Genomic DNA, 22743 nt, shown 5'->3' with positions numbered 1-22743 from the left:
ACTCCCACCTGGCTGTGTGCTTACGGCATAACCTGCGGCTACCGCTATGCGTTGCCGCTCGGCTCTTCGTCCACGGCTATTCCCATCAGGCGCATGAGCTGGCTGGCGTTGAAGGAGCGGCACACGCCGGGTGTGAGGCGGTAGTCGAAGTGCAGGGTGCCGTCGGTGGGGTTGAGGAAGGAGTTGAAGGAGACGTTGCGCACGGCGCCGGGCAGCTCCTGCTCCAGGGCGGCCAGCTCCAGGTCGTGGGTGCTGAGCAGGCCGCTGGCCGGGCGGCGGTGCAGCTGATGCACCAGGGCGCGGGCCCCGCGGTGCCGGTCCTGGGAGTTGGTGCCCTTGAGGATTTCGTCAAGCAGGTAGAAAACGGGGAGGCTGTCGTTTTCCGCAGTTGGTTTCTCGTGGTTCGGGCTTGGGTGGCCGGGGGGCGCGGGTTGGTGGTTTTCTCCTTCGGCCTCGCTGCTGGCTTTGTTTTGCGTGAGGTCGAGCAGGAGCCGGAGGCGCTTCAGCTCGGCGTAGAACGAGGAGGTGCTTTCGGCCAGATTGTCGTGGGTGCGCATGGCGGTGAATACCTGGGCCGGGCCGCAGCCGAAGGTGCGGGCCGCCACCACGGCTCCGGCCTGGGCCAGCACCAGGTTCAGGCCCACCGTCCGCAGAAACGTGCTTTTGCCGGCCATGTTGGAGCCCGTCACCACCACGGTCTGGCCCGCGCCAGCCGTATGAAAGTCGTTGGCCACCGGCTCCGCCCCAAAAATGAGCGGATGCACCACGGCTTCGGCTGTGACGGACAGCGGGGCCAGCGTCAGGTCGGGCGCGGCGAAGGCGGGGTTGGCGGCCCGGAAGGCGGCCAGGCTCACCAGGGCGTCCAGCTCGGCGGCGGCCTCCAGCAGGGGCGTCAGCTGCCCGCTCAGGCGGCGCTTCCAGCGTTCCAGCTGCCACACGCCCCAGGCATCCCAGAGCAGCAGGGCATTGAGCACGCCGGCCACGGCCGGATTCTGGCGCAGCGAAAACCACCCCGCCACCCCCGACAGCTGTTCCAGCAGCCGCGACGCCGGCCCGGCGGCCGGGTGCACGGCCCGGTGCAGGCGGCGCAGACCGGCGCTCTGCCACTGTCCGGCTTCAAACAACGTCAGCTGGCTGTGCGCGGCCCGCAAGGCGTCGCGCATAGCCGTGGCCTGCTCGTAATACTCGGCGCGGATAGTGCCTAGCTGGAGGTTGAGCAAACTCGTGCCCAGCACCGCCACTCCCAATAGAACGGCGCCGTACCCGGTAAGCAAGGCCACCACACCGGCCACCGCCGCCACGGGCAGGGCCACCAGCACCGGCAGCAGCCAGGGCCGAGTAGCAAACACGTCGGGCTGGGCCAGCCAGGCGGCAAAGCGGCGCGGGTCGGCCTCCTGGCGCGGAAAGTGCCGGGCGCGGGCCTGCCACTCCTGCTGCCAGGCCACATCGGGGGCCAGCTCGGCGGCGGCCTGCTGCCGCTCCCGCACCACTGGCGGCGCGGCCGGGGCCAGCAGCCAGCCGGCCAGCCAGTCTTGCCCCAGGCGCGAGGTGCTGCGGTTCAGCAGCTGAAACAGGGAATGGGCCCCGAACACGTCGAGGTCGGCGGCGTAGGGGTGGTCGGGGGTGAGGTAGCGCAGGCCGGGGTCGAAGCCACTGAGGCGGCCGGCGAGGCGGGCCAGCTCGTCGTGGTTGAGCTGGGCCAGCAGGCCATGATGCCGGCGCCGGTAGCTCACGGCCGCGTGCCAGCGCATCAGCCCCAGAAACACCAGGTACACCCCCAGCACCACGCCCAGCGCCGCTCCCGGCTGCCCGTCCGCAAACAAGGCCCACGCTCCCGCCACCCCACCCCCAAACACGGCCAGCCGCACCAGCGCCACCACCTGATGCCGCCGCGCCTGCTGCTTTTCCTGCTCCTCGTGGTGGGCTAGGTTGGCCTGGAACAGCTCAGCGGGTAGCACAGTCAGGGGGCGGTATTCGGGGGAAATGGGCACGGAGGATATGGAAATGTGGGAAATGTGGGAAATGTGGAAATATGAGGAATGTGGCAATGTGGGTATTCTCCGCTACCGTTCCCTGGCGTCCAACAGTAGCTGAGCCAAAGGTTAGTTCAGTTAAGAACCTTCTCACATCAGCCCGAATCGATGAAGCAGTTTAGGAAGTCGTTTAAAACATACCGGAACGTCCTGCTGAGCTGGCCGAAGCATCTCTCCCGCTTCGTCCTCACGATTGAGTTAGCCAGCGGGAGAGATGCTTCGACTGCGGCTACGCCTCCGCTCAGCATGACCGTTTCAGCATAACGTTTTATCAACTTTCTAAACAGCTTCGATGTCTGAACTGGTTGTTCTGGCGCGCGTCGTTCTGCGGGCAAGGTCTTTCGCTGCACTCAGAATGATAGTTCTAATCGAACATTAACTAAGACCCTAAGCCCCCAAGACCCCAAGTCCCTACCTCACCACCGCCACGCACTTCAGCTCAATGGCAATGGGCGTGGGCAGGCGGGTGACTTCGACGGTGGTGCGGCAGGGCTGGTTGGTGTGGAAATAGTCGGCGTAGAGGCGGTTGTAAACGGCAAAATCTTCCCGCATATTCGTGAGAAACACAGTAACATCTACGAGGTCTTCCCACCGGGCGCCGGCCTCTTCCAGGATGTAGCGCACGTTGCGGAACACGGCGTGGCACTGGCTTTCAAAGTCGTAGCGCACCACGCGGCCGGCTTCGTCCAGCTCCACGCCGGGCACCTGGGCCTGGCCGCGCTGGCGCGGCCCCACGCCGGACAAAAACAGTAAGTTGCCGGCGCGGCGGGCGTGGGGGTACAGGCCCACGGGCTCGGGGGCGCGGCCGGAGAAGTGGGCCGAGGAAGATGCGTCAGGTGCCATACCGCCAAAACTACCGATTTCTGCCGCCTCGCCCGCGCCGCTGAACCCATTGCCGGGCTGGTGTGGTTGTTGTGCCAGCCCGCGTTTCGCCCGCTCATCCTTTCCTGCCTATGCGTTTCTTTCTTCGTCTTGCCACGCTGAGTTTGACCCTGGGCCTGGCCGCTCCCGCCGCGCAGGCCCAGCAGAAGCTCAAGTACCCCAAACCCGCCGCGGCCGGCGAAATCTACGACGCCGTGGAGCAGCCTGCCGTGCCAGTGGGCGGCCTGGCTGCCTACGCCCAGTACCTTGCCGACCAGCAGCGCTACCCCACTGCTGCCTTGCAGGCCGGGCAGCAGGGCACGGTAACGGTGAGCTTCGTGGTGGAGAAAACCGGCGCCATTTCCAGCGTGACGGTGGCTCAGCCCGTGGCCCTGGCCCTCGACGCCGAAGCCATCCGCCTCATCAAAGGCGGCCCGCGCTGGACGCCGGCCCAGCACCGCGGCGGCGTGGTGCGCCAGCGGGTATCAGTGCCCATTACGTTCCAGATTCCGGCCGGCTCCGAAGCCGCGCCGGCGGCGGCGGCGGGTGGTGCGGCAGCGGCTTCCGGCGGCCCGCAGGTGGTGAAGCCCGACCAGCCCGCCCGGCCCGTAGGCGGCACCGACGCGTTTTTTGCCTGGATTCAGCAAAACCAGCGCTACCCCGCCCTGGCCCGCCAGCGCAAAATTCAAGGCCGCGTGATGATGGAGTTTATGGTGGAGAAAGACGGCACGCTCACCGACATCAAACCCGTCAAGCGCCTGGGCTCGGGCTTGGATGAAGAAGCCATCCGGCTGCTGAAATCAGCGCCGAAATGGCAGCCGGCCATGTACCAGGGCCAGGCCATGAAGCAAAAGATGGTTTTGCCGGTTATCTTCCAGTTGTAGAAACTGTCGAGGAAGTCGCTAGACCGTCCTGCTCCATCTGGCGTCCGCTTGTTGAAGCATCTCGCGTGCTGACATTGCCAAACTAATTGTCATGCTGAGCCTGTCGAAGCATCTCTCCCGCTTCGTCTGCACGATTGAGATTAGCCAGCAGTAGAGATGCTTCGACAGGCTCAGCATGACGGTCTGTCGACTTCTTAAACAGCCTCGTAGCTCAGCCTCATGCGAATCCGGGTTTTCGGCTCGTTAGGGGGAGCTGTAAAGTAATTTCCTGGCGGCTTCGTCGGCCTGTAAGACGACCGGTTGTCGCCACTCCGTTCTGCTATTCCAGTATTCTAGTCCTTTCCGCTCATGCTTTCTCAGCTACCTCTTGTTTCAGCTCCGCCGGTTGGCTTCGGTACTCCCCTGCCCTTGCCCGACACGTTTACCATCTGGCCCTACCAGGCGCGGTTTCGGCAGGCGGCTCAGGCCGTGGCTTCGGGCATTTTTGAGGTGCTCGACGAAGACCTCGACCCCTACGTGCTGCTGCTGGCCCTGCCCGCCGATGCCGAAGACGACACCACCGAGCCGGCCGTCATCTGCCTGGAGCCCACCGACTGCGGCCTGGACGGCCTCTCGTTTGAGCAGGTAGTGGAGCGGGGCCGGTTTCTTCAGCTCACGGAAACGTGGCAGCCCCTGGAGCGGGAGCTGATGAGCGAGGAAATGGTGCGCCGCAAGCAGCACGGCGTGGGCCTGCGCCGGGCCGTGCAGGAGGCCCTCGACGGCCTGGACAAGCGGGGCCACAAGCGGCTGTCGTTTGCGGGCTGGCCCATCAAAATCGACCGGCACTTTGTGGTGCCCGTGCTGCAGCTCAACCGTAAGGCGTTTCTGAGCTACCCCACGCTGCACCCCAACCGCTTTTACACCGACGGCCGGCCGGTGGCTCACTCCCTCTTGCTGGCCGCCGTACTGCGCTTCCACGAGGAATGCGTGAAGTCCTTGACCGAGCCCGAACCCGGCTCGGGCCTGCTGGTGCGCCCCCGCGACACCGACGAGCTGATTCGGGCCGCCGGCAAGCTGTTCCTGGACACGCCCGCCCAGGATTTGGGCATGAATCCGGCCACGGCCAAGCTGTTTGCCACCTGCAACACCATTTCGTCGTTGCGCTACGAGGGGGCCGAGGGCGTGGGCAAGCTGCTGCTGGCCCGCCGCGGCCACCCCAACCTGGCCGAGGTGTTTGCCCTCACCTGCCCCACCCCGCTCACCGACTACCGGGCCGTGCGCAAGCTGCTGGAAATGACCACCCAGGACGTGAGCCTGCTGGCCGACGGCGAAAACGTGTACGCCCTGGGCCGGCAGGTGGGCCAGTACGACGCCTCGCGCGAAGACCTGTTTGTTATCAACTTCGTGACTCACTACGCCTGGGAGTTTCAGCACGGCGGGCAGGTGCTGATGCGCGCCCACTACGGCCAGCCGAGCCTGCCGCGCACCCGCCTCAACCGCACCCGCTTCCGCAAAGACCTGCGCCAGACCTTCCAGCTGACGGATCCGGCCAAGGTAGAGCGCCTCTGGGACGTGGTAGTAGAAGCCAGCCGCCAGAAGCACGGCACCCTGCTGGTCATTACCACCGAAGCCCTGGCCGAAGCCGACCGCCTGAAGCTGCAGTGCACCCTCATCGAGCCCGTGCCGCTCACGCCGCTCATCACCCGCCTGGTTACGGCCATCGACGGCGCCGTGCTGCTCGACCCCGATTCTTACTGCTACTCCATCGGCGTCATCCTCGACGGCAAAGCCTCGGGCCACGGCACCAGCACCCGCGGTGCCCGCTACAACTCGGCCATCCGCTACGTCGACAGCTCCCCCTACCCCTGCATGGCCATCGTGGTCAGCGAAGATGGCCTAGTGGATGTAATTACCAAGGAAAGCCTGCGGGAGGAGTAATGGGCCTCACCCCCCGGCCCCGCAACTGCTTGATGCGCAGTATCCCGCGGAGAGGGGGAGCCTGACGCTCCGCCCAGCGCCGCCCTGTCGGCTCCCGCCTCCAGAACGGCTACCACTGTGAACGGTAATAAACAGTACAGCCGCCTAGCGGCCTACAGGTTTGTAGACAGATGGGGAAAGAACAGCATAGCGCCGCGTAGCGGGGCAAGAGACGCCCGAACGTTTCTTGCCCCGCTACGCGACGCTACATTTCTCTATGTGTGGCTGCTTCTACAATCCTTGAGCCGCTACGCGGCCACTATGCTACACCAAACCGGTAGCCGTTCTGGAGGCGGGAGCCGACAGGGCGGCGCAGAACGATGCGGAGCTGGCTCCCCCTCTCCGCGGGAGAGGGGGCCGGGGGGTGAGGCCCTACGACCTTTTCGCCCGGAACGACCACGTGACGCGGAATACGGCTACGGTGTCGCCGGCTTCGTCGAGGCCGGTGCTGGTGGCTACGATGGTACGGCCCTCGCCGGTGGCGCGGCTTTCGGCAATGGCCTGGCCGATGGCGGCCCCGTCGTGGCTGGTGAAGCGGATGAGGCCCACGGCTTTCTTGGTGAACTGGGCTTCCAGGCTCACCACGAGCATGGACACCGGCGAGCCGCTTTGCACGTGCATCATGGCCAGCAGGCCGCTGCTCATTTCGGCGGCCATGCTCAGGCAGGCAAAGTAGATGCTGCGAAACGGGTTCTGGGTGAGGTACTTGAACGGCACCGTTACGGTGGCCTGCTCCGGGGTGAAGGCCGCCACCCGCAACCCCGCCAGATAGGCCATGGGCAAGCGGCGCAGCATAAAAAGCCGCAGCTTCAGCGGGTTGCTGATGGCACGCCGAAACTCGGCCATGCGGGGCGTGTCGGCGGGGGCGGAAAGGGCTTCGGGGTTCATGGCGGGCAGTTGACTTGGGGGCGCAATGAACGAAAATTGTCTGGTTTGGCTCGACACCAACTCCCGGCTTCTCCACGCTGCTGCCTTGCTCCGAGACGTTGCCGGCAGTAACTCAGCTTTTCTTTTCCAGCACCAGCACCACTTTGTTGAAATTGGCGGCGGCATTTACCACCCCGCGGAAGGCTTCGAAGTCGGACTTGGGCCAGCGCACCTGCCGGTAATACTCACGGATGGTAACCGTGACCTTCTGGCCTTGCTGCTCATAGCTGGACTGGAACAGGAACTCGGGGCCCGCGGCCGTGGGGCCGGCCTTCACGTCCACGTTCAAGTCTTGCAGGTTGCGCACCCGGTAGCCGGCCGGCACCTCGAAGGTGATGGTGCGGTTGTAGCGGCGGTTGTACTCGTTTTCGATGTCAAACTGCCGCTCTTCATTCTGGTACAGCTCGGCTTGTGGCCCCAGCAGGGTGCCAATCTTGAACAGGTACTTGGGGCCGGCCCGGTCCAGCAACGCCGCCGACTCCACGGTAGCATCCACGATGAAGGGCTTCTCCAGTGGGTTCAGGCCCGACTCCGTATTGGTGGCGTCCAGCTTCAGGAACGTAGCATCGGGCACGCTGCTTTTAATCAGGTTTTGCAGTATCTCCGGCCGCTTGTCGTCGGGAATGAGGGCGAAGAAGGGCTGAATCTCCTGGGCGTGGTAGCCGCCCAGCGTTTCCCGAATAGTAATGGTGGTTTTGTCGAGGGCAGGGGCGAACTGCACGGCAATGTCCAGGTCGCTGGGGCTTTGGTCGGCCGTCAGGGTGGGGATGTCACCGATTTTGCCTACCGCCGACTCGGTGTTACCCAGCCGCACGCGGCGCACAAACAGGCCTTTGTTGGCCGTCCACTCGGCCGGAATCATAGGCAGGCGGTAGTCGGGGCGGCCGGGGGCCAGCCACTGCTTGGTTGCCGGGAAGTAAAAAACCGGGTGGTCGAGGTAATTCCAGGTGTCGAAGGAATCATCGAAGGCCGCCTCGCTGCGGTTGTTGGTGAGCACCAACTCGTGGGCGATGTTGAGCCGATGCATCAGCGCCGCAAACAGGCGGGCAAATCCCATTTCGGAAGCCGTGCGCGTGGCCAGTACCCGAACCAGGTTCTCCTCACTGCTTTCGTCCAGCCGGAATTTAGTTTTGAGGTAGTTTTCCAGCGCGGGCAGGGGCTGGTCGGCGGGCAGGCTCATCTGCTTTAGCAGCTTGTCGGCGGCCTTCAGCTCGTCTTTGTCCCAGTTGTACACCCGGCCGTAGAGAAACTGGCTGGCGTCGGCCCAGGTAAACAGGCGGGTGCGGCCGCGGGCGGTGCTGTAGGCCAGCTTATACTCCAGGCGCTGCCGCTGGGCGTTGGCCTGGGCAAAACCCTCTTCGCGCAGAGCGGGCAGGTTGCGCAGGTTGAAGCGAATCAGGCGCTTGCCTTGCAGCACGGTGTCGCGCAGCAGGCCGCCGGGGTAGCGGCGCACTTCAAACGTGAGGGCCTCGGGCGAAATCAGCTCCACGTGCACCTCGCGGGTGGGCACCTCGCTTTGCAAGGGCACGCGCCCAAAGTAGGCTAAGGGCCGCTCGCGGGTAAAGAAGTACTCGATTTCGCTGCCTTTCTCCACGCCTTCCACGGCAAACACCTTGAAGCCCCGGCTGCCGTCCTCGTCCTTCAGCTCCTTCATGTTGCTTTCGGCCACCTCCACTATCTCGCCGCGAGGACTGATGGTGCGGGCTTTCAGCGACACAATGCGGCTCCCATCCTGCACGGGCAAGTAAATCTTGTTGAAGCGCTCAATGCCGTCGGAGGTGTTGACGCGCACGATGCGGTGGTCCACCGAATACAGCCGCAGCTCCTGCCGGGCATCCGGAGCAAACTCCTCCACCCGGAAGTCGCGCAGCACCACGGCGGGTTGCTGGGCCTCGGTGGGCGTAATGGGCAGGGGCTTGCGCTTGGCCTCCCAGGTGTACTTCGCGTGCGTGAGCGTGGTGGGCACCGACTGGGCCCGAAGCGCCGCAGCAGGCGCCAACAGCAGCAGCCCGGCCAGTATTAGCCAAGCTGGCAGCCTGCGTACCATTTTCACAAAAGAGATTCTGTAAAAAGAAAGCATACGTTTTGAATGGAGGCTAAATTGTTAGGAAGCGGCCGCGCCGCCGGCAAGCACCTGGCGCACAGAGGCAAGAATCTTAAGTGTCATGTCAAGCCTCCCTTGGCGTCTGTTGGCCCAAGCCTGGCAATTTGGGGGTAGCTCATGCATGCTGCGGCTTAGCTGCGCAAGAGGCTGGCTCTAGAAGCTATTTGCGCTTCAGGATAAGGGCGTCGCGGTAGGCGTTGTTGAGCTTGTCCACCACGGTGTTCCACTGCCCAAACTGGGTTGGCTCCAGCAGCAGGTAGTTCACGTACACTTCTTTTTCCTGGATGATTTTATTGCCTTTGCGCTCGTAGCGGATGGAAAAGCCCAGTACCTCGGCCTGGCCTGTGGCGTTGGCGGGCAGGTAGGTTACCTCGTAGCCGGTGGGCACTTCAAACTCGGTGCGGGTGCGCGTGACGTGGTGGTAGTCGTTGGTGCGGGGCAGGGTGCGCTTGGTGGGGTCGAGGCGGTCGGCGGCGTAGCGCTGGTCGAGGTTGAGGTTGACGTACACCTCGTCGTCGAGGCGCTGCACGTAGTCTTGCAGGCGGTACTCGTAGTCGACCAGCAGGGGCTGGTCGCGGGCGTCGAGGTGGCGCACGGCGTATTTATCGACGAAGAACTTGTTGTTGCCGCGCTCCACCAGGCCTTTTACCAGCTTGGCTTCGTCTACTTTGTTGAGGCCGTCGAGGGCGTAGGTCTGGTGCACTTTGGGGTAGCCGGTTAGGGCCAGGCGACCGGTACCGCGCAGGCCGGTGGCGCCGTCGAGCACCACCACCGAGCTGTCGACGGTGCGGTTGCGCTGGCGCTCCATCACCGGCACGCTCACCACCTTGCAGTGCTCGGCGTCCAGGGCCAGCAGTGCGTCTTTGCCCTGAATCATTGAGGACGGCATACCGTAGGGCGTGTACTTGCTGGTGGCATCCAGAAACACGTACTGGCCGGGGCGGGGCTCGTAGGTGGTAATCATGTGGTTGTCGACGCCGGGCGTGGCCAGCTCGGCGTAGCGGTAGGGCAGGTCGCGGGTGCCAATCCAGGTGCGGTAGGCTTTGATGCCGGCCAGGCGCAGCATCTCGTGGAGCAGGTTGGCCATGTCCTTGCAGTCGCCGTAGCGGCTGGCGTACACCCGCCCCGCATCGTGCGGAATAAAGCCGCGCAGGCCGTTCTCAAAGGCAATGTAGCGCACGTGGTCCTGCACCCAGTAATAGATGCGGGCCACCTTCTCAGGCTCGGTGCGCGCCCCGGCCGTCAGGGAGTCCACCACGCGGCGCAGGGCGGGGCTCTCCTGCCGGTCGAGGTTTTTCACGAAGCCGGCATACAGGCTATACAGCTCGGGCACGCCGCCCAGCAGGCGGCGCGGCTGGCCGTTTACCGGGGCTTCCTCCAGGAAATACACCAGATGAGGCGTGTAGTAGCTGGGCTCCGGGGCGTCGGGGGCGCGGGGCGTAGCGGGCAGGTTGTCGGCCGTCCAGCGGTGCACCACGGTGCTGCCTTTTTCCTGGCGGGTGTAGGCTACTTTGCCGGCCGGCACGTGAAACTGCTTGGTGTTCAGGCGAACGGTGCGCGGCACCGTAACGACCAGCTCGGCGTGGCGCACGGGCACGTAGCTGGCGAAGTAGAACGGGTTCAGAAAACGCGCATCGGGGTGGCGCACGGTGTAGTCGCACACGGTGCGCACGCCGGGCGCCACCACCGGGTAGGAGAAGCTAACGACGCGCGCATCGTCGAAGAAAATGCCCGGCTGAATTTCAAACTTGTCTTTAAACTCCGTCACCTTCAGCGCCTTGTAGTCGTTGGTGGCGGGCACCAGGGAGCGGGCCTCTATTTTCTGGAGGCGGTTGAAGTGGGAGCTGTGCACCTGGTCGGGCGCGTACATATCCGACTGCGCAGCCAGGTGCAGCATGTCGTAGTGGTGGCGGGCCAGCACCTGCACCGAGTCGCCCTTCAGCTCCACCATCACCTCCTGGCGGTAGTCGAGGTACACGGCTTTTTCGGTGGGGTACTGCTGCTTGAGCTGGGCCAGCTGCTGGGCGGGCTGCTGGGCCTGGGCGGCCAGCCCGGTGGTGGCCGCCAGCCACAGTCCCAGCAGCCAGTGGCCCAGATTAGCGAGTTTCATACACGTGGGTGTTCCAGTAGTAGTCGGTGCGCAGGGGCTTGCCCTGGGCATTGTAGTAGATGGTGGGGCCGGCCTTTTCGCCGCAACGGTACGTTTCTTCGCGCTCTAGGGTCCCATCGGGGCGGTAGTAGCGGCAGCGGCCGTGCAGCTCATCAAAGCGGTAGGCCTCTTCCTCCTGCACTTTGCCGGTGGGGTAATAGGTGGTGAGCTGGCCGTTGAGCTGGCCGTCGGGGGTATTCTGGGCGCGGCGGTATACCTGGCCGGAGCTGTAGTAGTAGGTGCGGGCGCCGCTCAGCGTCCCTTTCTGATAGGTTTCGGAAGCAGCGGGCTTGCCGTTGGCAAACGTGGTGTTGATGGCACCCAGGGGCTTTACGTCGCCGCTGGCCTGCCCGTCGGGGCCCGGACTGCGGAAGCCCAGCAGCTCGCCGTTGGCGTACACCTTTTCCAGGAGCAGCTCCCCTTGCATGTTGTAAAGGCGCAGGGGGCCGTTCAGCTCGTCGTTCTCATACACTGACCGGGCCTCGACCTGCCCGTTCTCGAAGTACCGTAGCCACTCGCCTTCCATATTGCCGGCGCGGTAGGTGCCGCGGCGGAGCGGCTTGCCCGTGGCGTAGTAGTATTTCCACTCTCCTTCGCGCTTGCCGTTACGGTAGGTGCCTTCTTCCACGAGCTGGCCCGTAAGCGGGTCGTAGCGCCGGTAGGGGCCCTGGCGCTGGCCCAGGTCCAGGTTCACGGTTATTTCGGTTTTGCCGTTGGGCAGCAGCCACTTTTCGGTGCCCTGATAGTCGTAGCACAGCCAGCCGTTCTCGATGCGGGGCTTGCCGTTGGGGTAGTGCACGGTCAGGCTCTTGGTGGTGGGCTGCACCTGAATGCGGTCCACTACTCGCCCGGTGGAGTCGAAGGTGGTGACGGTCAGCTCCCGCTCGTACTCCAGCCACCGCTCCCGGCTGAGTTGGCCGGCCGGGGTGTAGCTGCGCGTCTGGCCGTGGAGGCGGCCGTCCTGCAAGTTGTATTCCTCACTCAGCTGGCCCGTGGGGTAATATTGCCGCCAGGTGCCTTGCTGCTCGCCGCCCGCGTAGTAGCCGGTGCGCTGGAGCTGGCCGTGGGCATAGTAGGTTTCAGACAGGCCGTTCAGCTGGCCGTCCTGGTAGTGGTTGCGCTGGGTTACGCGGCCGGTGGCGGCGTAGAACTCCTCGACACCCTCCTGCTTGCCGCTGCGGTAGTGGCGCACGGTGGCCAGGGTGCCATTGCGCCGAAACCAGCGCCACTCCTCGGCCAGGTTGCCATCCTGGTAGCTGCCCGTAAAGTGCAGCGACCCATCTGGATAGAGGCCTTTCACGGCGGTCCGGCCTTTTTTGGCCACCGTAGTCTGGCTGAGCTGGCGGCCGGCGCCGTCCAGAAACGTAACCCCGGCAATGCGGCCTTGGTTGTACTGCACCTCACTGGTCAGGCGGCCGTCCCGGTCGTAGTCTTTGAAAGCGCCGTGCAGCTCACCGGTGGCGAGGTCAAAGTTTTTGTCTTCGCTAGGCTTGCCCGAAGCGTAAAACACCTGCCAGCGGCCCGCCTGCTTGCCGTGGTTGTAGCGGCCGGTGCTGGCCAGCTGCCCGTTGGAATGAAACTCCTGGTACTCGCCGTGCAGCTCGTTTTGCTCGTAGCTGCCTTTGCGCTCCAGCTGCTTATCGGCGTAAAACACCTCAAACGGCCCCTGACGCTGGTCGGCAGCAAAGGTGTAGGTGGCTTCCACCGTTCCGTCGGGGTAGTAATTGGTGGCCCGGCCTTCGAGCTTATCGGCCCGGTACGTGGCGCGACGCTGAAGCTTACCGTTGGGATAATAGAACAGGGCTTCTCCGCTTACGTCGCCGTTTTCGTAGGGCCGCACTTCGCGCACCTCCCCGCAGTAGTGGTAGAGCTTGACGGAGCCTACTACTTTCCCGGCTTTGTAGGTGCCTTCTATCGACAGGGCGCCGTTGTCGTGGTATTCCACGTAGCGACCTTCCAGCAAACCCTGCGCGCCGTAGTTCAGCTCCTTGGCCAGCTGCCCGTTGGGGTGATGCTCGCGCCAGCGGCCGGTGCGGTAGCCGTCCTCCGTGAAGGAGCCCTCCTCCATTACCGCCCCGGCTTTGTCTATTATCAGCCAGGGGCCGCGCAGGGTTTCCAGCTTGCCGTCTTTGGAGGTGCCGGCGCCGATGCCCTGCACGTAGCCATCCTGAAACCAGGCGTCCCGGCGCGTTTCGGCGGGCTGGCCGGCCACGGGCTGCTGAATGCGCAGGCGCAGCAGGGCCCCGGCCACTGCCTGGCTCATGCGCTCCACCTTGCTTTTATTGGACTTCACCCACTGCGCGGGCCGCTTGTCTTCGGCCGACAGCAGTATCATGTAGGTGAAGGGCGTCAGGTTGTCGTCGCGGCGCAGGGCTTCCACCATGGGGCCGTATGCGCGCAGCCACAGGTCGGTTTCGCGGGGGCCGGCGGCCGGAAACTTCTCCACCAGCAGCTGGGCCTGCTTTACCAGGTTGGCGTCGAACTTCACCCGCGAGGTGTAGTCTTTGCGCAAGGCCACTTTGGAGGTCAGCAGCAGGTCCAGCTCCTGAAAGGCCTCGTTTGGCACAAAAGGCTTTTCCCGCTCTTTCTCTTCTACTTCCATCTCATTGCTGGCAATACGCTCGGCCAGCACCAGCACGTCCCGGCTGTTTTCGGCATCCGGCCTGATGGCCAAGAAGGTAAGCAGGCTGATGAGGGCGCGGGCCGTCTGCCCCTGCTCCAGAGCCAGCCACGCCAATTGGTAGTGCGTGCCGGGGTGTAAGGGGTCCAGCTCCAGGCTGCGCTGCCAGCTGGCCAGGGCAGCCGGCCGCTGCTTCAGGGCATCGTGGCTCACGCCCTGGTTGAACCAGAGCAGCTGGTTGTAGGGAAACCGTTTCAGCCCTTCGGTGTAGGCCTGAAAGGTTTCGGGCATATGCTTAAGGTTTTCCTCGGCTTCGGCCAGCACGTAGTAGGGCTGGGCATGATGCATGCGCAAGGCAATGGCCCGGCGGCTGGCATCGGCGGCTTCCCGGTACTGCTTGTTCAGCAGGTACGACAGGGCCAGCTCGCCCTGCACGCTCACGTAGCCCGTATCGGAAGAAGGCACCAGCAAATACTGGCGGATGGCCCCGGCGTAGTCGCCTTTATCGTGCAGGGCTACGCCCTCTTGCAGGGCCTGGGCGGCAGTGGGTACGGTAGCCGGCTGCTGTTGCCCGTACGCCGCGGCGGCAGCTCCGGCCCAGAGGCCCAGGAGCGTGCCGTACGTAAAAACTCGCATTAACGCAATCAGTATAAGTCACTTCCCCGGCCCAGCCGCCCCTGCGGTGGTCCGTTGATAGTTTCTCACAAGTATATTGCTTTTGTTCAGCTTGAAAAAGCCCCGGCGCTGTTTCAGGTGGTCTATTTTTTCCGGCGGGGCGGGGCAGTAGTTTTCGGGGCCGATGGGGCCTTGGCAGCCGGCTCCGCCGGGTACACCGCTAGCTCCCGGTAGCCAAACGTGGCGTCCGGCTCGCGCCGGAAATCTAGCTCGGGCAGCTCACCCAGCACCAGCTCGGCGGTGGTGTACACAAGGCTGCCGTCGAGCAGGTGGCCCCCGATGGTGCGGCCCGTGGAGTCGGCGACCGACAGGTGCAGGTGGCTGCCGTTCACCGACAGCGTACCCACTAGTGACACAATCTCGAAGTGGCCCCGGTACACGGTGGGCCCTTCCTGGTTGGCCAGGCGCAGGGTGGCCACCGTGAGGCTGCCCACGCAGGTCAGCACGGCGGCGGCCCGCAGGTGCTGGCGCTCCGTGAAAGCCAGCAGCTCCCGGCGCAGGTCCTGGCCGGGCCGGAGCCGCAGGGCGTAGGTGCGGAGTGAGGAGCTGACAACGGGCGGGGCAGACGACACGGCAGAAGCAGATTGTGCCGGGCTGGCCTGGGGCAGCAGCGCCAGCAAGCCAAGCAGCAGGAAGAAACGCATGGCCGAAGGTCGGCAAGAAAAGCGGGACACTCAGCTAAGAGGGGCGCGGAGCAGAACGCCGCGCCATCCACGCTTACCGGTTAAATCTTACGTTGCCGTAGCGGACCCGGATGTTGACGTTGCCGGTGGTGCGGGCCTGGCCGCCAAACTGGCCCTGCATGTCGCTGCTGCTGGCGCTGGACTCCTCCGAGGCCACCCGCACCAGGCGCTTGTCTACCAGCAGCTTGCCGTGCTGGGTGTTCACGTCGAAGTTGAAGCCGGCGCCGTCGGGGAAGTTGAGCAGGAAAGTGCTGTAGCCCCCGTCGAGGTTGATTTGGCGGAAGTTGCGGCCCGTGTTGCGCACCTCAAAGCTGGGGCAGTACTGCACGCTCATGTCGAGCTGGTTGCCGAGCTTGTCGATGCTGAACTTGGAGTAGCCGGAGGTGCCGCGCAGGTTGCGCACCGTGCCCAGGGCCACGTCGCCGTACTTGCTGTGCACGGTCAGGTCCTGCACCGAGCCGATGTCGATGTCGGAGTAGTTGTTGCGCAGCTCCACGGCTCCGCCTTCCGTCAGCCGCAGCTTGGAATACGAAGCATCGATGCTGGCCCGGCGGGCGTAGGGCACGGCGCACTGCCCGTTGCTGACGTGCAGCACGTTGCGCGGGCCGTCGAGGCGGGCCGTGCGCAGGGTGCCGTACTCCACGGCCAGCTCCGTGGGGCCGGCCAGGTCGCCGGTTATGCTGATTTCGCCGAAGCGGGTAGCTAGGTACAGGGGCGTGTTTTTGGGTACCCACACCGTGTAGTTCACCTCGTACAGCTTGGTGCGGCTCCAGCACTCCCGCGGCATGGCCCCGAAGCGCGACCGGGCCACAATGCCCCCGGCCTCGGCATCGTCGAGCACCTGCACCTGAATCATGTCCTGGAGCTGCTGGGCTTTTTCCTCGGTGTCGGCCCGCGTGATGATGTCCACGTCGGTGCGGATTTCCGATTGGCTCCACACGTTCACCTGCACGCGGCCGTAGCGGGTGTCGAGCAGGAAGGGTTTGGCCCCGGTTGCGGTAAAGGTGCGGCTTAGCTTCCGCAGTTTTTCCACGGCCGGCCCCGGCTGGCTTTCTTCCTGGGGCCCCTGGCCGGCTCCGCTCTGCTGCTCGGGGGGCACAGCGGTTCCGGAAGAGGCCGGCAGCTCAGTTCCCGGCTGGTGGTAATGCAGGGCCGGGGCGGCGGGCTCGGGCGCAACTACCTGAGCCTGGCCAGGCGCGGCTACCAGGCCCAGCAGCGCAAGCAGCGGCAGCCGGCCCACGCAGCGGCGGACGACAATCAGCAGGAAGCGGCTCATGGCGGGCTAGGGCATGCGGCGGCTGTCGGCCACCATGTAGGGCTGGTTATGATACTCCCGGATTTGCTCCTGGGTGCGCAGCTGCTGGTTCAGCAGGTCCAGCCGAATCTGCAGGTTGCGGTTCATGGCTTCCAGCACCACATCGGGCTCGGGGTTGCGGTACAACTCGGCTTTCAGCTGCTGGTAGGTCGAGTCCAGGGCCGTTAGCTCCTGCTGCCAGTCCTGCGGGGCACTGCTGGCTTCCTGGTCAGGGTGTTGCAGCTCCTGCTGGCGCTCCGTAATCTGCGCGGCGTAGTAGGCTTCCATGCGCTGCACGGCGCTGTGCAGGCGCTGGCCAGGCTCGTTGGTGGCGGCCGTCGCCAGCAGGTCGGGCCCGGCATACAGGGAGTGGTCGGGGTCGGGGGCCGAGACGGCGGGCAGGGTTACGTGCGCCTGGCCGGTGCGCGTCCAGATAGTAGCCTCGGAGCGGTGCTGCCAAAACCAGGTGCCTACCAGCAGCAGGGCGGCCACGGCAGCCGCTATGCCATAGGGCCGGGCCCGCTGCACGGCGTCGGGCCCGGTGGCTACCGGGCCGGCAGCCGGGTACAGGGGAACTACGCGCAACGGCGCTTCTTCCGGCCGGGAAGCCACCGGGGCCGCCAGCTCCCGCTCGATGTCGTCCCACAAATCGGGGCGCGGCTCGAACAGGTCGAAGTCGGCGCGGTGGCGCTCAACGAAGGCTTCAAGTCCAGATTTCTTTTCGTTCATACAGGTGGTAATACGCACATTTCTTCCCAAAGCTGAGGCGGGCGGGTGATGGTGGGTGGCAACCCGCCGCAGCCGGTAACAGGACAGAAAAGGTGAAAGGAAGAGGAGGCAGCCCAGCCCCTCAGAGGCCGTGCTGGCGGGCCAGCTCCAGCAGTTTTTTGCGGGCCCGGCTATACTGGGATTTCGACGTTGATTCGGTGATTTGCAGAATAGCGGCTATTTCGGCGTGGTCGTAGCCTTCCAGCAGATAGAGGCTGAGCACTACGCGGTAGCCGTCGGGCAGCTCCTGCACGCAGCGGCGCACCACGTCGGCCCGCCAGGTCAGGTCCTCGCCCTCAAAGCCGCCATCGGCGGGGTGGTCGGCCGCGGCGCCGTCGTGCTGCTCGGCCAGGGGCACCAGTTGCAGGCGCCGGTTGCGCAGGCAGTTGATGCTTTTGTTGATGACGATGCGCTTCAGCCAGGAGCCAAACGACGAGTCGCCCTTGTAGCTGTGCAGCTCCCGAAACGCACTCAGAAACGACTCCTGCAACACGTCCTCGGCCTCGGCATAGTCGCCGGTGATGCGCAGCGAGGCGTTGAACATGGCCTTGGCGTAGCGCTTGTAGATTTCAGCCTGGGCGCGCCGGTCGCCCAGGCGGCAGCGTTCTACCAGCGGGGCGTTGATGTCGGTATACGCAAATGCCTCCATAGGTGCTCAGTTGGCGGGGGAGTCGAAAACTGGTGAACCGTAAATATCCACCTTTTCAGGGTAAAAACGGCTCGTGCTAGCGGGTAAGCGGGTGAAAGACCAGTGGCCGCGGCAAGGGTTGCACCAAGCGGCGGCCGGTAGCTTTCCAGCGTGCTGGTTCGTAGGTTGGGAGCATGATTCGATTTGTTGCCCTGCTTCTGCTGCTGAGTGCCTTGCCCGTAGCGGCCCAGCGTTCCAGCCTTACCCTGCGAGGTTACCGAGTAGTGTTTGAAGACGACTTCCGCTACCCTTCCGTGGCCGACATGCTGGCTCCCGCTACCCGCCGCTGGAGCCCCGAGCACTCCTGGGGCATGGCCCACCGGTCGGCCACCATGGAGTGCGGCGACTACAGCGCCGGCAGCTACGCCTTTCTGGCCAGCAACATTGCCCTTGCGCCCGACCCCGCCGAGGCCGGCGACCAGTGCCTGGCCCTGCACTACGGCACGCACACGCCCCCGCTGCACCAGGTTACGGCCGAGGATGGCACCGTTACCCGCGCCACGCTGTACCGCACGGGCAGCATGCTCCGGGCCCTGTATGCCGCTGACACCGACTGTCCTATATCGGGCTTTCGGTACGGCATATTCGAGATGCGCGCCAAGGTGCCGCGCACCGAGGGCTTGCAGGCAGCTTTCTGGATGTGGAACGGGCCAAATGCCTGCTCCGACACCATGCGCTGGCGCCCCGGCCAGCAAAACGAAATTGATATTCTTGAAACCTACCGGACGCAGGCGCAGCGCACCTTTTTCTCCACGCTGCAAGCCAGTCCTTTCATCAACCATCAGGCCCACCAGGCGTTTACGGCGTGGCAGGGTGCCGACCCCGCCGACGATTTTCACGTGTACGTGCTGGCCTGGACGCCCACGCAGCTGGCCTGGTTCGTGGACGGCCACCTGACCCACCGCGTGCAAACGGCTACTCCGGCGGCCGAGCTGCACCTGCTGCTGAGCGCCGACTTCCTGTGGGACTGTGCCGGCAACCGCCACTGCAACAACGAGCCGCCCTGCCCCGCCCCCAACGACCCGTTCCTGATTGACTACGTGCGCGTGTACAAGCCCACCAAAGTCGGCCGCAACGGCCGGTGGCCGGCCATCTTCACCCAGCCAAACCCGCTCACTACGCCAGTGCTGCCCGTAGTGCCGGGCAAAGCACAGTAAGCAAACGGCCCGCCCGGCAAGTGCCAGGCGGGCCGTTTTGAGGGCATGCGGCGCAAGCGGAGGCCGACGCTACACGTCAAACCTGATGCCCTGGGCCAGCGGGAGCTGGGTGCTGTAGTTGATGGTGTTGGTTTGGCGGCGCATGTAGGCCCGCCAGGCATCGGAGCCGGATTCGCGGCCCCCGCCGGTTTCCTTCTCGCCCCCGAAGGCCCCCCCGATTTCGGCCCCGCTCGTGCCGATGTTGACGTTGGCAATGCCGCAGTCGGAGCCGGTGGCGCTGAGGAAGGCCTCGGCCTCGCGCATGTTCAGGGTGAAGATGCTGGACGAGAGGCCCTGGCGCACCCCGTTTTGCAGGGCAATGGCTTCTTCTACCCCGCCGCGGTAGCGAATCAGGTACAGAATGGGCGCGAAGGTTTCTTCCTGCACCGTGTGGTAGTGGTTTTCGGCTTCTACCAGGGCGGGCCGCACGTAAGTGCCGGTTTCGTAGCCTTCCCCCGCCAGCACCTCGCCCCCGATGAGCAGCCGGCCACCCTCCTGCTGCACGGCGGCCAGGGCGTTGCCAAATGCTTCCACGGCCTGCCGATCAATGAGCGGCCCCACCAGCGTGCCTTCCTGCAAGGGGTGGCCGATGGGTAGGTTGGGGTAGATTTTCAGCAGGCGGGCCTTCACGTCCTCATAAATCGAGCTGTGGATGATGAGGCGGCGGGTGGTGGTGCAGCGCTGCCCGGCCGTGCCCACGGCCCCGAACACCACGGCGCGCATGACCATGTCGAGGTCGGCGTGCTCGGTGAGAATGATGGCGTTGTTGCCGCCCAGCTCCAGCAGGGCCCGGCCCAGGCGGGCCCCAACCACTTCCCCTACTTTCTTGCCCATGCGGGTACTGCCCGTAGCCGATACCAGCGGCACCCGCTCATCGGCGGCCAGTTGGGCCCCAATTTCGGCATCCCCAATCACCAGGTTGAAAATGCCTTCGGGCAGGCTGTTGTCGCGCAGCACGTCGGCCAGGATGTGCTGCACGGCTACGGCCACCAGCGGGGTTTTCTCCGAGGGCTTCCAGATGCAAACGTCGCCGCACACGGCGGCCAGCATGGCGTTCCAGCTCCACACGGCCACCGGGAAGTTGAAGGCCGAGATGATGCCCACCACGCCCAGCGGGTGCCACTGCTCGTACATGCGGTGGGCGGGCCGCTCCGAGTGCATGGTCAGGCCGTGCAGCTGGCGCGACAGGCCCACGGCAAAGTCGCAGATGTCAATCATCTCCTGCACCTCGCCCAGGCCTTCCTGCAGGATTTTGCCCATTTCGTAGCTCACCAGCTTGCCCAGGGGCTCTTTGTACTCGCGCAGCTTGTTACCAATCTGGCGCACAATCTCGCCGCGCTTGGGCGCGGGCACCAGCCGCCACGTCTGAAACGCGGCCTGGGCCGTGCGCACCACGTGGTCGTAGTCGGCGGGGGTGGCCAGGGCTACCGCCCCAATGCGGCGGCCGTTGGTGGGCGAGTAGATGGTGCGGGAGTTGGTAGTGGAAGCCTCGCCCCACGCGAGGCCGGTGCTCCAGGCGGGGTTGTGGGCTTCGACGCCCAGCTCGCGCAGCACCTGGTCTATGCCGTGCGGGTCGTGCTCCTGCACGTCGGTGCCGGTGGCGGCAGCTTCTTCAAAGGCTTGTTTCATGGGTGGGACGAACGAAAGGCGGGGCCTACTGGCGTGAGAGTGATGCCCAGCCTTGCCACACGCATGGCGGCCGGGCGGCTCAGCAAAACTAACAAAAAGCCGCCGCTGGCTTTCGGCTGCCTCCGCTCACGACTCGGCCCGCTGCATCTGCCGCAGCCACTCCTCGGCCGAGGCCAGGTCGTCGAACATCTGCACTTGCAGGTCCGGGCCAAACGGCTGGCCGTCGGACAAGGCCGCGGCCTGGGCCAGCAGGTCTTGCGGCTGGGCAACGTGCGCAATAAAGCGCAGGCCGAAACGCTGGGCGTGCGGCGCCCACACCGTAGTCAGCCACTCCACCGAGTCGAACCACGGGCCGCGCAGGCGGCTGTTGTCGTTAAGCAAATACGGACACTGCCAGTCTTCCTGCACTTCCAGGAAAGTAGTGGCTCCCTGGTAAGCCTCACGCGGGTCTACGTAGCCTATCCACGTAGCCCGAATCCAGTTATCTGCTTCATTGTAGGTCAGCTCGCAGCTGCTGCCGTCGCGCAGATCCAGTTGTTTAGAGATTTGCATGCGAAGTGTAGGGTAGGAATGAGGGCATAGCGCAAGAAAATACTCGTCTAACGACGGTTAATGCCTCTCAGGTTGCTTGTGCTTAGCTGAGCGCAGGGCCTGTTTCGCCGCAAGTAGCCACAAAAAAAGTCCTCCGCTGCGGCAGCGGAGGACTTTTTTGCAAGCTGACTTACTTCGGTTTACTGAGCCTGGCCGATGGGATAGTACGCCTTGCGGCCATCGGGGTAGACACCCTCTACCAGGGCGCCACCATTTTCCTTGGCTTCTTCCAGGTAGCGCTGCACGTCCTGAGGCTTGCTCACGCGGTTTTTGTCGATGCGCGTGATGATGAAGCCGTCGGCCATGCCAGTTTCGCGGAAGTTGGAGCTGCGGACGCCGCTGATTTTGACGCCGCCCTCAATATCCAGCTTGTTTTGCTCCTGCCGGCTGATGGGGGTCAGCGTCGCGCCTTCGTACTTCACCGCCGCCACGGCATCTTCCCGAATAATGTCGGTGGTGCCGGTGCTGTTGCGCAGCGTGGCCGAAGTGGTACGGGTGTCGTTGTCGCGCAGGTAGGTTACCTTGATTTTGTCGCCGGGGCGGAAGCGGGCCACCTGCTCCTGCAACTGCGACGAGGTGTTCACCTTCACGCCGTTGATTTCGGTGATAATGTCGCCGGTTTTGATGCCAGCGGCCGCCGCCGAGCTGTTGTCGCTCAGGCCCGCCACGTACACGCCATTCAGGGTCTTCAGCTTTTTCTCCGAAGCCAGCGTAGCGTCTACCTCCTGAATCTGCACGCCCAGCAGGGCCCGCTGCACTACTTTGTACTTCAGCAGGTCGTCAATCACCTTGCTCACGATGGAGCTGGGCACGGCAAACGAGTAGCCTTCAAAAGCGCCCGTACGCGAGGCAATGGCCGAGTTGATGCCAATCAGGTCCCCGTTCAGGTTCACCAGGGCCCCACCCGAGTTGCCGGGGTTCACCACGGCGTCGGTTTGCAGAAAGGATTCTAGGCCCATGCGGTCTTCGCGGCGCAGGATGCCGATGTTGCGGCCCTTGGCCGAGATAATGCCAGCCGTGACGGTGGAGTTCAGGTTGAAGGGGTTACCGACGGCCAGCACCCACTCACCCACTTTCACCTGGTCGGAGTTGCCGTAGCGCACGAAAGGCAGGTTGTCGGCCTCCACTTTCAGCAGGGCTAGGTCGGTGGTGGGGTCGGTGCCCACCAGCGTGGCTTTGTACTTGCGCTTGTCGTCGAGCACCACCTCAATTTTGTCGGCCTTATCAATCACGTGATTGTTGGTGACGATGTAGCCATTGGCGGCAATGATAACGCCCGAGCCGGAACCCTGCTGCGGGGCGCGGGCCCGGCTGCCGCTGCCGCCGTGGTACTGCTCGAAGTCGTCGCCGAAAAACTGACGCAAGAGTGGGTCCATGCGCGACATATCCCCCTGCCCGCTCCGGGCCGAATACTCGGTCATGACGTGCACCACGGCCGGGGTTACGGAAGCTGCCGCCGCCGTGAAGTTCAGGCCTTCGGGAACGGTATAAGTGCTGCTGCGCAGCTCACTGGTATAGCGAATGTTGGGGTCAGCGGCTACGGTTTGCGGACCAGCCGTGCGCTCCGGCTCGAGCAGCTTGTAGCCACCTACGGCCACGCCCCCGCCCAAAATGGCGGAGCCCAGCAGGCCGAGCATCAGTTGTTTTGCTTGCATGGGAAGAAAAACGTGAGAATGAGAAGTTGT

16 protein-coding genes are annotated in these 22743 nt (G+C 64.5%); 3 read left to right on the top strand and 13 right to left on the bottom strand.

Going from position 1 to position 22743, the window contains the following annotated elements:
* Positions 1 to 44 precede the first annotated feature (44 nt).
* Positions 45 to 1991 carry a MutS-related protein gene (locus tag OIS53_RS18435; protein ID WP_264680041.1) on the bottom strand — a complete coding sequence of 649 codons (1947 nt, stop codon included), beginning with the start codon at positions 1989 to 1991 and terminating at the stop codon, positions 45 to 47.
* 453 nt (positions 1992 to 2444) lie between these two features.
* On the bottom strand, positions 2445 to 2876 hold the full coding sequence (locus OIS53_RS18430) for a RidA family protein (RefSeq protein WP_264680040.1): 432 nt from the start codon (positions 2874 to 2876) through the stop codon (positions 2445 to 2447).
* A 110-nt stretch (positions 2877 to 2986) separates the two neighbouring features.
* Between OIS53_RS18430 and OIS53_RS18425 the strand changes: the two genes are divergently transcribed.
* Together OIS53_RS18425 and OIS53_RS18420 are read left to right on the top strand one after the other, a co-directional pair.
* Positions 2987 to 3778, top strand: a complete 792-nt coding sequence (locus OIS53_RS18425; protein ID WP_264680039.1) for an energy transducer TonB — start codon at positions 2987 to 2989, stop codon at positions 3776 to 3778.
* 348 nt (positions 3779 to 4126) lie between these two features.
* Positions 4127 to 5695 carry a DNA integrity scanning protein DisA nucleotide-binding domain protein gene (locus tag OIS53_RS18420; RefSeq protein ID WP_264680038.1) on the top strand — a complete coding sequence of 523 codons (1569 nt, stop codon included), beginning with the start codon at positions 4127 to 4129 and terminating at the stop codon, positions 5693 to 5695.
* Between the two features lie 411 nt (positions 5696 to 6106).
* Here OIS53_RS18420 and OIS53_RS18415 read toward each other — a convergent pair whose 3' ends face one another.
* The 8 genes from OIS53_RS18415 to OIS53_RS18380 all read right to left on the bottom strand — a co-directional run bounded on the left by OIS53_RS18415 (position 6107) and on the right by OIS53_RS18380 (position 17603).
* A complete protein-coding gene (locus OIS53_RS18415; protein WP_264680037.1) occupies positions 6107 to 6622 on the bottom strand; it encodes a PaaI family thioesterase in 516 nt (171 codons plus the stop codon).
* A gap of 112 nt (positions 6623 to 6734) precedes the next feature.
* Positions 6735 to 8708 carry a DUF3857 domain-containing protein gene (locus OIS53_RS18410; RefSeq protein WP_264680036.1) on the bottom strand — a complete coding sequence of 658 codons (1974 nt, stop codon included), beginning with the start codon at positions 8706 to 8708 and terminating at the stop codon, positions 6735 to 6737.
* A gap of 217 nt (positions 8709 to 8925) precedes the next feature.
* The gene (locus tag OIS53_RS18405) at positions 8926 to 10875 is read right to left on the bottom strand and encodes a DUF3857 domain-containing protein (protein WP_264680035.1); all 1950 of its coding nucleotides are present in this window, start codon (positions 10873 to 10875) and stop codon (positions 8926 to 8928) included.
* Entirely contained in the window at positions 10862 to 14170 is a 3309-nt protein-coding gene (locus tag OIS53_RS18400; protein ID WP_264680034.1) for a tetratricopeptide repeat protein, read from the bottom strand. The genes OIS53_RS18405 and OIS53_RS18400 overlap by 14 nt, the downstream gene beginning before the upstream one ends.
* Positions 14171 to 14292: 122 nt before the next feature.
* Positions 14293 to 14853, bottom strand: a complete 561-nt coding sequence (locus OIS53_RS18395) for a PPC domain-containing DNA-binding protein (RefSeq protein ID WP_264680033.1) — start codon at positions 14851 to 14853, stop codon at positions 14293 to 14295.
* Positions 14854 to 14926: 73 nt separating this feature from the next.
* Positions 14927 to 16168, bottom strand: coding sequence for a hypothetical protein (locus OIS53_RS18390; protein ID WP_264680032.1), 1242 nt, complete (start codon positions 16166 to 16168; stop codon positions 14927 to 14929).
* 6 nt (positions 16169 to 16174) lie between these two features.
* Entirely contained in the window at positions 16175 to 16915 is a 741-nt protein-coding gene (locus OIS53_RS18385) for a hypothetical protein (protein WP_264680031.1), read from the bottom strand.
* A 121-nt stretch (positions 16916 to 17036) separates the two neighbouring features.
* Positions 17037 to 17603, bottom strand: a complete 567-nt coding sequence (locus OIS53_RS18380) for an RNA polymerase sigma factor (protein WP_264680030.1) — start codon at positions 17601 to 17603, stop codon at positions 17037 to 17039.
* A 173-nt stretch (positions 17604 to 17776) separates the two neighbouring features.
* Between OIS53_RS18380 and OIS53_RS18375 the strand changes: the two genes are divergently transcribed.
* Positions 17777 to 18799 (top strand): glycoside hydrolase family 16 protein, encoded by a 1023-nt coding sequence (locus OIS53_RS18375; RefSeq protein ID WP_264680029.1) that lies wholly within the window; start codon positions 17777 to 17779, stop codon positions 18797 to 18799.
* A 69-nt stretch (positions 18800 to 18868) separates the two neighbouring features.
* Here OIS53_RS18375 and amaB read toward each other — a convergent pair whose 3' ends face one another.
* From amaB to OIS53_RS18360, 3 genes are all read right to left on the bottom strand, one after another.
* Positions 18869 to 20467 (bottom strand): L-piperidine-6-carboxylate dehydrogenase, encoded by a 1599-nt coding sequence (amaB, locus tag OIS53_RS18370; protein WP_264680028.1) that lies wholly within the window; start codon positions 20465 to 20467, stop codon positions 18869 to 18871.
* 126 nt (positions 20468 to 20593) lie between these two features.
* Complete coding sequence (locus OIS53_RS18365; RefSeq protein ID WP_264680027.1) at positions 20594 to 21019, bottom strand: hypothetical protein; 426 nt, start codon at positions 21017 to 21019, stop codon at positions 20594 to 20596.
* Between the two features lie 179 nt (positions 21020 to 21198).
* Positions 21199 to 22713 (bottom strand): Do family serine endopeptidase, encoded by a 1515-nt coding sequence (locus OIS53_RS18360; RefSeq protein WP_264680026.1) that lies wholly within the window; start codon positions 22711 to 22713, stop codon positions 21199 to 21201.
* Between the last annotated feature and the right edge of the window lie 30 nt (positions 22714 to 22743).

This window comes from Hymenobacter sp. YIM 151500-1, assembly GCF_025979885.1.
Taxonomy (GTDB): domain Bacteria; phylum Bacteroidota; class Bacteroidia; order Cytophagales; family Hymenobacteraceae; genus Hymenobacter.
Note: the sequence above shows the minus strand (reverse complement) of the source record. Positions and strands in the feature narration are given on the sequence as shown.